Origin of the sequence: Pseudomonas sp. NPDC088429 (assembly GCF_044753305.1) — a bacterium.
Classification (GTDB): Bacteria; Pseudomonadota; Gammaproteobacteria; order Pseudomonadales; family Pseudomonadaceae; genus Aquipseudomonas; species Aquipseudomonas rustica.
Window position 1 is genome coordinate 22,149 of the sequence record NZ_JBIVMX010000052.1, and the last position, 12,659, is coordinate 34,807.

At 59.8% G+C, this 12,659-nt stretch carries 13 protein-coding genes and 1 pseudogene; 4 read left to right on the plus strand and 10 right to left on the minus strand.

Going from position 1 to position 12,659, the window contains the following annotated elements; translation table 11 throughout:
* Positions 1-150: 150 nt before the first annotated feature.
* The gene (locus ACIP66_RS21585) at positions 151-477 is read left to right on the plus strand and encodes a YqjD family protein (protein ID WP_007911686.1); all 327 of its coding nucleotides are present in this window, start codon (positions 151-153) and stop codon (positions 475-477) included.
* Here the strand turns inward: ACIP66_RS21585 and ACIP66_RS21590 are convergent.
* Positions 450-1,367, minus strand: a complete 918-nt coding sequence (locus ACIP66_RS21590; protein WP_053116407.1) for a LysR family transcriptional regulator — start codon at positions 1,365-1,367, stop codon at positions 450-452. The two genes, ACIP66_RS21585 and ACIP66_RS21590, sit on opposite strands and share 28 nt — an antisense overlap.
* 114 nt (positions 1,368-1,481) lie before the next feature.
* On the opposite strand from ACIP66_RS21590, the gene trpB reads away from it, so the two are divergent.
* From trpB to ACIP66_RS21605, 3 genes are all read left to right on the plus strand, one after another.
* Complete coding sequence (trpB, locus tag ACIP66_RS21595; RefSeq protein ID WP_150749956.1) at positions 1,482-2,714, plus strand: tryptophan synthase subunit beta; 1,233 nt, start codon at positions 1,482-1,484, stop codon at positions 2,712-2,714.
* Complete coding sequence (gene trpA / locus ACIP66_RS21600; protein WP_159813327.1) at positions 2,714-3,526, plus strand: tryptophan synthase subunit alpha; 813 nt, start codon at positions 2,714-2,716, stop codon at positions 3,524-3,526. The genes trpB and trpA overlap by 1 nt, the downstream gene beginning before the upstream one ends.
* Before the next feature lie 122 nt (positions 3,527-3,648).
* Positions 3,649-4,104 carry an anti-virulence regulator CigR family protein gene (locus tag ACIP66_RS21605; protein ID WP_053116410.1) on the plus strand — a complete coding sequence of 152 codons (456 nt, stop codon included), beginning with the start codon at positions 3,649-3,651 and terminating at the stop codon, positions 4,102-4,104.
* Between the two features lie 95 nt (positions 4,105-4,199).
* Here the strand turns inward: ACIP66_RS21605 and ACIP66_RS21610 are convergent, their stop codons facing one another.
* The 9 genes and pseudogenes from ACIP66_RS21610 to ACIP66_RS21650 form a co-directional block, all read right to left on the minus strand.
* On the minus strand, positions 4,200-6,161 hold the full coding sequence (locus tag ACIP66_RS21610; RefSeq protein WP_400650721.1) for a DUF4105 domain-containing protein: 1,962 nt from the start codon (positions 6,159-6,161) through the stop codon (positions 4,200-4,202).
* Positions 6,158-6,478 carry a DUF2388 domain-containing protein gene (locus ACIP66_RS21615; protein ID WP_007911662.1) on the minus strand — a complete coding sequence of 107 codons (321 nt, stop codon included), beginning with the start codon at positions 6,476-6,478 and terminating at the stop codon, positions 6,158-6,160. The genes ACIP66_RS21610 and ACIP66_RS21615 overlap by 4 nt, the downstream gene beginning before the upstream one ends.
* 42 nt (positions 6,479-6,520) lie before the next feature.
* Complete coding sequence (locus tag ACIP66_RS21620) at positions 6,521-6,838, minus strand: DUF2388 domain-containing protein (protein WP_053116412.1); 318 nt, start codon at positions 6,836-6,838, stop codon at positions 6,521-6,523.
* 107 nt (positions 6,839-6,945) lie between these two features.
* A complete protein-coding gene (locus ACIP66_RS21625) occupies positions 6,946-7,263 on the minus strand; it encodes a DUF2388 domain-containing protein (protein WP_008081137.1) in 318 nt (105 codons plus the stop codon).
* A 377-nt stretch (positions 7,264-7,640) separates the two neighbouring features.
* Positions 7,641-7,856 carry a DUF1127 domain-containing protein gene (locus ACIP66_RS21630; RefSeq protein ID WP_053116413.1) on the minus strand — a complete coding sequence of 72 codons (216 nt, stop codon included), beginning with the start codon at positions 7,854-7,856 and terminating at the stop codon, positions 7,641-7,643.
* 321 nt (positions 7,857-8,177) lie between these two features.
* On the minus strand, positions 8,178-9,671 hold the full coding sequence (locus ACIP66_RS21635; RefSeq protein WP_400650725.1) for an acetyl-CoA hydrolase/transferase family protein: 1,494 nt from the start codon (positions 9,669-9,671) through the stop codon (positions 8,178-8,180).
* Positions 9,672-9,885: 214 nt separating this feature from the next.
* The gene (locus ACIP66_RS21640) at positions 9,886-11,319 is read right to left on the minus strand and encodes an NAD(P)(+) transhydrogenase (Re/Si-specific) subunit beta (protein ID WP_008081130.1); all 1,434 of its coding nucleotides are present in this window, start codon (positions 11,317-11,319) and stop codon (positions 9,886-9,888) included.
* Complete coding sequence (locus tag ACIP66_RS21645) at positions 11,319-11,639, minus strand: NAD(P) transhydrogenase subunit alpha (protein ID WP_003187417.1); 321 nt, start codon at positions 11,637-11,639, stop codon at positions 11,319-11,321. Before ACIP66_RS21645 ends, ACIP66_RS21640 begins: the two co-directional genes overlap by 1 nt.
* Positions 11,640-11,664: 25 nt before the next feature.
* Positions 11,665-12,659 (minus strand): annotated as a pseudogene (locus tag ACIP66_RS21650) (NAD(P) transhydrogenase subunit alpha); the annotation flags it as partial.

Genomic DNA, 12,659 nt, shown 5'->3' on the forward strand with positions numbered 1-12,659 from the left:
TCCTTGGCGTGTGGGATTGAGACTAGCAGTGAATCTGCACTGTTGATTTCGGCGGCGCTGAGCAGGCGAAGTTCAGATTTTCTGCACTTTCTCGAACCGCCGAAGTCCCAACCAACACACGCCACTCATCACCAATGCAGGAGAGCCATCATGGCCAACACCTCTTTACGTAAAGCCTCGTTGCAAAGCATGGAAGCCGAGATCGAGAGTCTGCTCAAGTCGTTGGAAAGCCTGAAGGACGACGCTTCGGACGAGTCGCGCAAGACCCTCAAGGCGCTGAAAAGCAATGCCGAAAGCGCGCTGAAACACTCGCGCCACCTGCTCAGCGATGCCTATGAAGAAGTCAAAGTGAAAACCCGCGAAACCGGGATCGCCACCCGCGATTACGCGCAGGAACATCCGTGGACGACTGCCGGTGTCGCAGTCGGTGCAATCGGTCTGCTGGCCGCTTACTTGCTGTTCAAGCGCGGCGAGTGATCGCTCTGGCGCAGCTCGTTCTTGAGCCATTGCGCCAGTTGCCGAGCGCGTCCGTCTGCGGCGCGCTTGGGTAGCCACAACGCCAGTTGCGCCGGGGTTTCACTGAAGCCCCACGGCGCAACCAGGCGACCGGCCTTCAAATCTTCCGTCACCAGCGGCTCCGGCGCGATGGCCACGCCGAGACCAGCGACGGCTGCCTCCAGCAAATAATACAAATGCTCAAAACCTTGCCCGAGCTTCAGCGCTTTTGCGTCGAGGTCGCTTTGCTGTGCCCAGCTTGGCCACGCTTGTGGGCGCGAGGTGGTGTGCAGCAGCGGTTCATTGAGCAGGGCCGAGGCTGGCGCGGCTTGCAGGCGCTGATAGCCGCTGAACAATGGGCTCATCACCGGGCCGATGCGTTCTGCGGCTAATTCGTAAACCTGCATATCTGCTGGCCACGGCGGTTCGGCGAACAGCAGCAAAGCATCCAGCCCCGGACGACGTGGATCGAGATCGCCTTCACCCGCCGACAGATGCAGGCGCAAATCCGGCAGATCAGCATTCAATCGCCCCAAGCGCGGAATAAACCAACGCGCCAGCAAGCTTCCAGAACAGCCGAGTACAAACGGCGCATCGGCGGTGCTCTGGGTTAACTCGGCGCAAACACTGCGCAGCCGATCAAAAGCCTCACCACTGGCATCACGCAAACGCATGCCGGCATCTGTGAGTTTCAAGCCGCGACCATCCTTGACGAAAAGGCTGACGCCGAGGTGCTCCTCCAGCACTTTGAGCTGCCGACTGACCGCGCCATGGGTGACGTGCAATTGCTCGGCAGCCTGACTGACGCTGTTCAGACGGGCGGTCGCTTCGAACGCGCGCAGGGCGTTCAGCGGGGGAAGGTCGTGGCTCATGGTATCTGTGAGTTTTCCTGATAGGTTGTGGCGATCTTATCGGTTTTCAGCATAGAAGGTCAGGGGTAGAGTGGTCGTCATTGTCTTATCACCCGAATTCACCTGGAGCGACTCATGACCCAGACTTCGAACACCTCTGATCTGCGTAATGGCCCGGACGATAACGGCCTGTTCGGCGCGTTCGGTGGCCGCTACGTGGCGGAAACCCTGATGCCGTTGATCCTCGATCTGGCCCGCGAATACGAAGCGGCCAAGGAAGATCCGGCATTCAAAGAAGAATTGGCCTACTTCCAGCGTGACTACGTCGGACGTCCGAGCCCCCTGTATTTCGCTGAGCGCCTCACTGAATTCTGCGGCGGCGCGAAGATTTATCTCAAGCGCGAAGAGCTTAACCACACCGGCGCGCACAAGATCAACAACTGCATCGGCCAGATTCTGCTGGCGCGGCGCATGGGCAAGAAACGCATCATCGCGGAGACCGGCGCTGGCATGCACGGCGTGGCCACTGCCACCGTCGCCGCACGTTTCGGTCTCGATTGCGTGATCTACATGGGCACCACTGACATCGAACGTCAGCAGGCCAACGTCTTCCGCATGAAATTGCTGGGCGCTGAAGTGATTCCGGTTGTTGCCGGCACTGGCACCCTGAAAGACGCGATGAACGAAGCCTTGCGTGACTGGGTGACCAACGTCGACAACACCTTCTACCTGATCGGCACCGTGGCCGGCCCGCATCCTTATCCAGCGATGGTTCGCGACTTCCAGGCCGTGATCGGCAAGGAAACCCGCGATCAGTTGCAAGCGCAGGAAGGTCGTCTGCCGGACAGCCTGGTGGCGTGCATCGGTGGCGGTTCCAACGCGATGGGCTTGTTCCACCCGTTCCTCGACGACAAGAGCGTTGAGATCATCGGGGTTGAAGCCGCCGGTTACGGCATCGAAACCGGCAAGCACGCGGCGAGCCTGAATGGCGGCGTTCCGGGTGTGTTGCACGGCAACCGTACTTTCCTGTTGCAGGACGACGATGGCCAGATCATCGACGCCCACTCGATTTCCGCCGGTCTCGACTACCCGGGTATCGGCCCGGAACACGCGTGGTTGCATGACATCGGTCGCGTTCAGTACACCTCGGTGACCGACGACGAAGCGCTGGATGCGTTCCACAAATGCTGCCGACTGGAAGGGATCATTCCTGCACTGGAAAGCGCCCACGCCTTGGCTGAAGTGTTCAAACGCGCACCGAAGCTGCCGAAGGATCACCTGATGGTGGTCAACCTGTCGGGCCGTGGCGACAAAGACATGCAGACCGTCATGCATCACATGGAACAGTCTAAGCAGGAGAAACACTGATGAGCCGCCTGCAAACCCGTTTTGCCGACCTCAAAGAACAGAACCGCGCCGCGCTGGTGACCTTCGTCACCGCCGGTGATCCGGACTACGACACCTCGCTGGCGATTCTCAAAGGTTTGCCGGGTGCCGGCGCCGACGTGATCGAGCTGGGCATGCCGTTCACCGACCCGATGGCCGATGGCCCGGCGATCCAGTTGGCGAACATCCGTGCCTTGGGCGCCAAGCAGAACCTGGTGAAAACCCTGCAAATGGTTCGCGAATTCCGCGAAGGCAACAGCGACACGCCGTTGGTGCTGATGGGTTACTTCAACCCGATCCACATGTATGGCGTTGAGCGCTTCATCGCTGACGCGAAAGAGGCCGGCGTTGACGGTCTGATCGTGGTCGACATGCCGCCTGAGCACAACGCAGAACTCTGCGATCCGGCGCAGGCTGCCGGTCTGGACTTTATCCGTCTGACCACGCCGACCACCGACGATGCGCGTCTGCCGCGAGTGCTCAATGGCAGCTCCGGTTTTGTTTACTACGTGTCGGTGGCCGGTGTGACCGGTGCTGGCGCTGCAACGCTGGAGCACGTCGAAGAGGCGGTGACCCGTCTGCGTCGTCACACCGATCTGCCAATCAGCATCGGTTTCGGCATCCGTACCCCGGAGCAAGCGGCGGCCATCGCGCGTCTGGCTGATGGTGTGGTGGTGGGCTCGGCGCTGATCGATCACATCGCCAACGCGACCACTCCTGCACAAGCCATCGACGGTGTGTTAGGCCTGTGTTCGGCGCTGTCCGAAGGCGTGCGTAAGGCTCGCGTCAGCTGAAGGTAAAGTTCCTGATACAGAGGAATTAGCACCTCAAAGCGCAGACTAATCCAGCAAGACCGAGGGCTTCAGAACATCGTTCTGCAGCCCTTTTTGCTGTTTGTGCCGTGAGGAAAGACCCGATGAAAATGCCGAAACGTCTGATAGCCGGACTGGGCGTACTGATGATCAGTGCAACGCCGCTGCTGGCCAGCGCCGATCAGCGCGACGATCACGACCACGGCGGCCCGTCGCAGGGCCATTACGATAACCACGGTGATGATCATCGCGACGATCATCGTGGCCCGCAGAACGATCACCGTGGCGGCCCGCCACCGCACGACTTTGGCCCGGTGCGCCAGACCATTCGCGACAATCATGGCTACTTTGTACGCGGTGCACCGCCGCCTCCGGGGATTCATCTGGAGCGTGGCCGGCCGTTGCCGCACGGCTATTACGGCGAGCGTCTGGACAGTCGCGCGTTGGGTCGCTTGCCGGTGTATCCGGGCTACGAATGGCGCCGGACTGGCGGCGATATCGTGCTGATCGCGGTGGGCACCGGGATCGTTTACGAAATCCTCGATGGCGTGCTGTATTAATCGTTAGTCAGTCAAAAGATCGCAGCCTGCGGCAGCTCCTACAGGAATATCCACAAATCCCTGTAGGAGCTGCCGCAGGCTGCGATCTTTTGCTTTCAAGGCAATTCAAGTCCACCCGATGCCTTGTGCAATTTGCGCAGATGCGCGCCAATCTGCTTCACATTCTCCTCACTCGCGGCAATCTCGGCAGCGCGCTTCGGCTCCAGCAACTTGCGCACTTCGGCATCCAGATCACCCGACAGCACCAGCAACTTCTTCTGACGCTGGCTGCTTTCATCTTCCAGTCGCTTGAACTCGCTCGGCTGTGGCAACCCATAACCACGACTATCAAGAAGCTCCGCCGGACGGCTGAGGAAACCACTGTTGGCGAGGATTTCCTGCAGCGTCGCGTTGGCCTTGTCCATGCCGCCGTTCTCCAGCTCACGCGCGCCGAGGTAACGCTGCTTGACCTCATCCTGCGCCAGCAACAACTGACGTCGATAACTCGCCTGCTCCAGCAACAACAAGGCGGCGCTGGTGCGCAGATCCGCACGCTCGAACCACTCGCGGCGTTCTTCGGCGGTGAGCGACAGCCATTCCTCAACGGTGGTCTGTTTGATCGGCAGCTGCTTCTTCAACACATCAAACATCGCCTGATAGCGATCGCGGAACGAGTCGAAACGATAACCCAGACGCAGTGCTTCTTTCGGATCATCCAACACGCTGGTATCGGCCAACCCGCGGCCCTTCATCACTTCCAGCAAGCCGTTGGGCATGATGCTGTCGAGTCCAACGAACCGGCTGTTATCACTGCCGCTGCGCAACAGTTTCAAACCTTCCACCGCGCAGTTGTTGGAGAGGAAGAAGTAGTTGCCGTCATAGCTCCAATGCATCTCGGCAGCGTGTTCGACCACGCCTTCGATCTCTTCCCGTGACAGGTTGATCGGCACGGAAGCGAGGCTGCGCAATTCGGTCTTGGTGTATTCGTCGATCACCTGCGCAAGCGGCAGTACGAATAGCCGTGAGGGGTATTTACCGACCAGTCCGTCCCAGCTTGATAACTGCACATCGCCGACAAAGGCGCGGTACGACAGCACCAGATGCTGATCGAGATCGAGTCGGCAATCCGGCCCACGCGGACGGCCCGGCGCGCAGATCACCAGGCGCAACATGCTGTGGCCCCAGCGGCTGACCCAGTTCTGATTGGCTTCTGCGAGCAAGTAATCAACCGCGTAAACCCGCTCCGGATCGACGTGCCCCAGTGGCTGTTTGGCGAAGTCGTTACCGGCGTTCAAAAACGCGAAGGTCTTGCTGCACGTGTCTTTGGCCGGTGGCGCCCAGCCGAAATGTTGCTGGTAATAGCGGTACAGCGCGGGGCGGCGGCAGGCGTAGCTCGGGTCGAGGAGGAAGTACTCCATGTTGACCGCAACGAACTCTTTCGGGCTGGAAATCTCGTACAGATCGGGGCTGCGGGCGATCTGCCGATTGTGCTGCTCACGCTCACCGCGACGGCCGACGTATTGCTGCCAACCCGCCAGGTCAAGCAGGCGCGGATCATCGCTGAGAGTGAAACGACGGCCGTTCTGGCCACGGCATTCATCGGGGATGCCGATCAGCCCGGCGCTGTTGAAGCGGCGGGTGCAACGTTGGATCAGCGTGCGCTCGGCGTCCGGCCACAAGCGGGCGCGGTCATAAATGTGGGTGATTTCGTGCAGCACCGTGGCGAGCAATTCCTGGCGCACAGTGCCGTGGGGGCGATTGGTTTTCTCTTTCGCGGCGCTGCCATCGGTGAGGCCGGCGAGCAGTTTGCGGTTCAGATCGAGTTCGGCAACCAGCGTCGCCTGGCCGTAGGCATTGGCGGGCATGTCGTCGGTCCAGCCGACATCGATGCGCCGATCCAGCCGCTCGATAAAGCTCGGCGGCAGTTTTTGCATCGCCTCATCGATCAGCGCCTGGCTGGCCTGTTGTTGGGCGGGGCTCAGACCGTCGGTCTTGAGCCGCAATTGCAGGCCGGCGTGGGCGCTGTTGCCAAGTAGCAACAACGCGCCGGCCAGCAGCCAGGCGCCGAGTGACTTCACAGTGCGAGGATGGCTTCGGCGAGTACCTGATCACTGGCGTCGCGGGCTTCCGGGACGCGCGTGCGCAATGTGTTGAGGGCGGCTTCAAGGTGCGCGCCACGGATATCACCGTTGGTGGCGACGAAGCTGGCGGCGTCATCGTGCGCTTCGCGGATGATTTTCGAGTCGCGGATCGAGGTGGTGGTGTCGGAGGTGAAATCGATGGTGCGCTGGGAGGCACGAACGATGATGTTACTGGTGGCTACCAGGGTGTGCGCCTGGGCCACGTCGGCCAACAAAAACAGGCCAAGGGCGGCAGCAATCAGCGGGCTACGCATGGAACGACTCCGGAGGGACAGGTTAACTAAGGGCTGGGTTAACTATTGGACGAGAATTGCTTCTGCCAGTTCAAGGTCAGAGACATGAAGTTTCGGCCGTTTTTTACGCAGGTAATTCAGCGCGGATTCCAGCTGCGCCCCGCGCAATTGGCCGTCACTGGCCACGAACGCTGCCGCGTCATCGTGAGCGGCGAACAGCAGTTTACGGTCGAAAGGCGCGGAAGACACCATGCTGGTGGCGTAACCACTGACGACAATGCCTTGGGTCGACGCATTGAAAGCATCATAGGCATCGACCGACGTCGCCCAACAGGCGCTCAGCAATACGGAAGGGATCAGCAGATTTGGAAGAAAACGCATCGGACTCGGTAACTGTTAGCGAGCCGCAAGGCTAGCGCAATGCCCGGGCCAGAGCCAGTCTCGAAACATCGGGACACGGCTGGCGTGTCCCGCAATGCTCGAATCGCTTAGATCGTCAGAATGGCCTGAGCCAGCTCTGCGTCGGTCGCGTTCAGTTGTGGAGCCTGGTGGCGGATGTGATCCAGCGCGCTTTCCAGTTTCACGCCACGGATATCGCCTTGGGTAGCGACGAAGCTGGCCGCGTCATCACGGGCAGCGAGGACGATTTTGTCGTCACGGAACGACGAGGTCACATCGGAAGTGGCGTCGGACGAAGATTTCAGCGCACCGACGACGGCGTCAGTGGTAACGATGAAACTGGTGGCGCTGGCGTTGGCAGCAACGGCCAGAAGGGCAGCAGCGCTGAGCAGGCGGAGACGGGACATGATGTAACTCCTGTGAATAAAACCGTATTGAGAGGTGGCTCGGTATCTGAGGAGTCAGACGCCTGTTGCGCATCATTCGCCACGTTCTGTGTGGATATTAGGCGCAGACGCGTTCGCCAAACCAGCATCCAGACGAAAAACCTGTAGGAGCTGCCGAAGGCTGCGATCTTTTGCTTTGGATTTTCAAGATCAAAAGATCGCAGCCTTCGGCAGCTCCTATAATTGTAATGGTCTGATTTAGAATCATGTGAACTGTACTGGTTTGGGTTTTTCAGGGGCTGAAACGACAAAACCCGTCGTGGTTTCCCACGACGGGTTTCGTTTGTGCAATTCGGGTTGCTGGCGGTGGGTCTAACGACCAGAGCCAGCGACGCTGCTTAGCGCCAGAATGGCTTGCTCAGCTCTTCGTAGCGTTGAGCTTCGCTGATACCGGCGTCTGCCAGCAAACGCGAATCCAGACGGGCCAATTGGTGGCGGCTGGAGATGCGGCGTTGCCACAACATCAGGTTGGCGAGAACGCGCAGAGGCATGGAAGCCTGGTTTTTTGCAGCTTTGTCTTCGAAGAACAGTTCGGAACTGAGTGTACGTTCCATGGTTGACATCCTTCCGCTTGTGGCGGGATCAGGTAGTGGTTTGACTGGTGCCCATGATCCTCTCGTTTGCCTAGTCTCTCTAGATACAGTTCAACTGTATTGTGAGTGACCAGTTAACTGTTTATAGGCGGTGTACGGGTCGAAATAGAGCAAACTGTACCTGTCCGCACTTAAGTAGTGCGTTTTTGCTCAATTCGTCAGGAAAGGTAAGCAAATGCTGTAGGAAATGACCAGTACAGCAGTACAGTTTTTGTAAGGCGGGGGACTTGCGAGAGTCCGCTGACACAAACTGTGTTTGCATCAGCGGTTTATCTGTGTGAATTACACCGCGAGCATGCGCCCGGTTTCTTCCAGATTCATGTGCCAGCTCAACGCTTCACGCAGGATGTGCGGGGTGTGACCACCGATCGCACAGGCCGCCGTGAAGTAATCGTTGAGCGCCTGGCGGAAGTCCGGGTGCACACAGTTGTCGATGATGACCCGCGCGCGCTCCCGTGGCGCCAGGCCACGCAGGTCGGCCAGGCCGACTTCGGTCACCAGAATATCGACGTCATGCTCGGTGTGGTCAACGTGGCTGACCATCGGCACCACGCTGGAAATTGCGCCGCCCTTGGCGATCGACTTGGTCACGAACACCGCCAGATGCGCATTGCGCGCGAAGTCGCCCGAACCGCCAATGCCGTTCATCATCCGCGTGCCGCAGACGTGGGTGGAGTTGACGTTGCCGTAGATGTCGAACTCCAGCGCCGTATTGATCCCGATAATGCCCAAGCGGCGCACCACTTCCGGGTGGTTGGAGATCTCCTGCGGACGCAGCACCAATTTGTCCTTGTACTTCTCGAGATTGCCGAACACGTCGCTGTTGCGGCGCTCCGACAAGGTGATCGAGCTGCCCGAAGCAAAGCTCAGCTTGCCGGCGTCGATCAGGTCGAAGGTCGAATCCTGCAACACTTCGGAGTACATGGTCAGGTCTTCGAACGGTGAATCGATCAGGCCACACATCACCGCGTTGGCAATGTTGCCGATCCCGGCCTGCAACGGGCCGAGATTGTTGGTCATGCGCCCGGCGTCGACTTCCTGTTTGAAGAAGGTGATCAGGTGCTCGGCGATGGCGTTGGTATCGACGTCCGGCGTCGACACGGTGGACGGCGAATCCGACTGCTGGGTAATAACGATGGCGACAATCTTCTCCGGCGGGATCGGAATCGCCGTGCTGCCGATGCGGTCGTCGACTTTTACCAGCGGGATCGGCGTGCGCGTCGGGCGGTAGGTCGGGATATAGATGTCATGCAAGCCTTCGAGATTAGCGTTGTGCGCCAGGTTGATTTCGACGATCACCTGTTTGGCGAAAATCGCGAAGCTCGCCGAGTTGCCCACTGAGGTGGTCGGCACGATGTGGCCCTGTTCGGTGATGGCCACGGCTTCGATGACCGCGATGTCCGGCAGCTTCAGTTGCTGATTACGCAGTTGCTCAACGGTTTCCGACAGATGCTGATCGATGAACATCACCTGGCCGGCGTTGATCGCCTTGCGCAAGGTGCTGTCGACCTGGAACGGCATGCGCCGCGACAGTACGCCGGCCTCGGTCAGTTGCTTGTCGAGGTCGTTGCCCAGGCTGGCGCCGGTCATCAGGCTGATCTGCAGCGGCGTGACCTTGGCGCGCTCGGCCAGTGCGTGAGGAACAGCCTTGGCTTCGCCGGCGCGGGTGAAGCCGCTCATGCCAACGGTCATGCCGTCCTCAATCAGAGCGGCTGCGTCGGCGGCGCTCATCACTTTGTCCAACAACGAAGGCAGGCGAATACGGTCACGGTACATGGATTATTATCTCGGGAAGCGAGTAGCAGGATGCGCAGTCTAGTGAATTTGACGGGCGCCTGTCCCGCTACCAAGGTCGCAAACGAGGCGTCTATTCAGCGGGTTTCAAGTAAAACACCGTTACTGGATCTGCAACAACGCGGCAAATTGTCCGACTGTTTGCGCAAACAAAAACGCCCCGACAAGTCGGGGCGTTCGGTGCTGCAGCGGGGAATTATTCGACCGCTTTAACCATGTCTTCGATGACTTTCTTCGCGTCGCCGAACACCATCATGGTCTTGTCCAGATAGAACAGCTCGTTGTCCAGGCCGGCATAGCCACTGGCCATCGAGCGCTTGTTGACGATGATGGTCTTGGCTTTGAACGCTTCGAGAATCGGCATGCCGGCAATCGGCGACTTCGGATCGTTCTTCGCGGCCGGGTTGACCACGTCGTTCGCGCCGAGCACCAGGACCACGTCGGCCTGGCCGAACTCGGAGTTGATGTCTTCCATCTCGAACACCTGGTCGTAAGGCACTTCGGCCTCGGCGAGCAGAACGTTCATGTGCCCCGGCATACGGCCGGCAACCGGGTGGATCGCGTACTTCACGGTCACGCCACGGTGGGTAAGCTTCTCGGTCAGCTCTTTCAGCGCATGTTGTGCACGCGCTACTGCCAAGCCATAACCCGGCACGATGATCACGGTGTCGGCGTTGGTCAGCAGGAAAGTCGCGTCGTCAGCCGAACCGGATTTCACCGGACGGGCTTCTTTCGCACCGGCAGGGCCTGCATCGGCTGTGTTGCCGAAACCGCCGAGCAGTACATTAAAGAAGGAACGGTTCATCGCCTTGCACATGATGTACGAGAGGATCGCACCGCTCGAACCCACCAGCGAGCCGGCAATGATCAGCATCGAGTTGTTCAGTGAGAAGCCGATACCTGCCGCCGCCCAGCCCGAATAGCTGTTGAGCATCGACACCACGACCGGCATGTCTGCACCGCCAATCGGGATGATGATCAGCACGCCCATCACGAACGCCAGCGCCAGCATCAGCGCGAAGGCGGTGAGGTTGCCGGTAAACATGAAGGTCAGGCCGAGTGCCAGTGTAGCCAGACCCAGCACGGCATTCAGCTTGTGCTGACCGGTGAACTGTACCGGTGCGCCTTGGAACAGACGGAACTTGTACTTGCCCGACAGCTTGCCGAACGCAATCACCGAACCGGAGAAGGTGATTGCACCGATCGCCGCGCCGAGGAACAGCTCCAGACGATTGCCCGCCGGGATCGAGTCGCCCAACTGTTTAACGATGCCCAGCGATTGCGGCTCAACCACCGCAGCGATGGCGATGAACACTGCCGCGAGGCCGATCATGCTGTGCATGAAGGCGACCAGTTCCGGCATCTTGGTCATTTCAACGCGCTTGGCCATGATCGAACCGGCCGTGCCGCCGACCAACAGGCCAACGATCACATAACCGATACCGGCAGTGGCCAGCTCAGCGCCCAACTTATAGATGAGGCCGACAGTGGTCAGGATGGCCAACGCCATGCCGAGCATGCCGAACAGGTTGCCGCGCCGCGAAGTAGTCGGGTGCGACAGGCCTTTGAGGGCCTGGATAAAGCAGATCGACGCGATCAGGTAGAGCGTCGTGACGAGATTCATGCTCATTACTTCGGCGCCTCTTCTTTTACTTTCGGGGCTTTCTTCTTGAACATCTCAAGCATGCGGCGGGTGACCAGGAAGCCACCGAAGACATTGACCGCGGCCAGTGCCACGGCGAGGGTGCCCATGGTTTTGCCCAGCGGCGTGACAGTTAATGCCGCCGCGAGCATGGCGCCGACAATCACGATCGCCGAGATGGCGTTGGTCACCGCCATCAACGGCGTGTGCAGCGCAGGTGTAACGTTCCAGACCACGTGGTAACCGACATAAATCGCCAGCACGAAGATGATCAGGTTGTAGATACCGGGGGAGATAAGCTCTTCCATCGTCTGAATCCCTGCTTAGGCGTTTTTTGCGGATGACTTGGCCGTCGCGGCACATCAGGCACGCGGCGACGATGTCGTCTTCGAGGTTGACGTCGAACTGGCCTTCTTTAGTGAAGACCAGCTTGAGGAAGTCCAGCAGGTTGCGTGCGTACAGCGCCGAAGCGTCTGCAGCGACTTCACCGGCCAGATTGGTCGGGCCGCAAATGGTCACGCCATTCTCGACCACGACCTGATCAGCCACGGTCAGCGGGCAGTTGCCACCCTGAGCAGCGGCGAGGTCGATGACCACCGAACCCGGTTTCATCTGCGCCACGGTGTCCGCGCTCAACAGCGTAGGTGCCTTGCGGCCCGGAATCAGCGCGGTGGTGATGACGATGTCAGCTTGCTTGGCGCGCTCGTGCACGGCCTGCGCTTGACGCTGCATCCAGCTCGCCGGCATTGGTCGCGCGTAACCCCCGACACCGACGGCGCATTCGCGCTCTTCATCGGTCTCGTACGGCACGTCGACGAACTTGGCGCCGAGGGATTCGATCTGCTCTTTCACCGCCGGACGCACGTCAGACGCCTCGATCACCGCACCCAGACGTTTCGCCGTGGCGATCGCCTGCAACCCGGCCACACCGGCGCCAAGAATCAGCACGCGCGCCGCTTTCACGGTGCCCGCAGCGGTCATCAGCATTGGCATGAAGCGCGGATAGTGGTGAGCGGCCAGCAACACAGCCTTGTAGCCGGCAATGTTCGCCTGCGACGACAACACATCGAGACTCTGCGCGCGCGAGGTGCGCGGCGCCGCTTCGAGGGCGAACGCGGTAATGCCGCACTCGGCCATCTTCGCGATGGTTTTGTTGTTGAACGGGTTGAGCATGCCGACCAACACCGTACCGCGCTTGATCAGCGTGAGTTCGGCATCGCTTGGCGCGACCACTTTGAGAATCAGCTCGGCGCCAAACGCGTCATTGGCACTGCCAATGGTTGCGCCTGCCGCTTCATAGGCACTGTCGACCACACTGGCTGTAACGC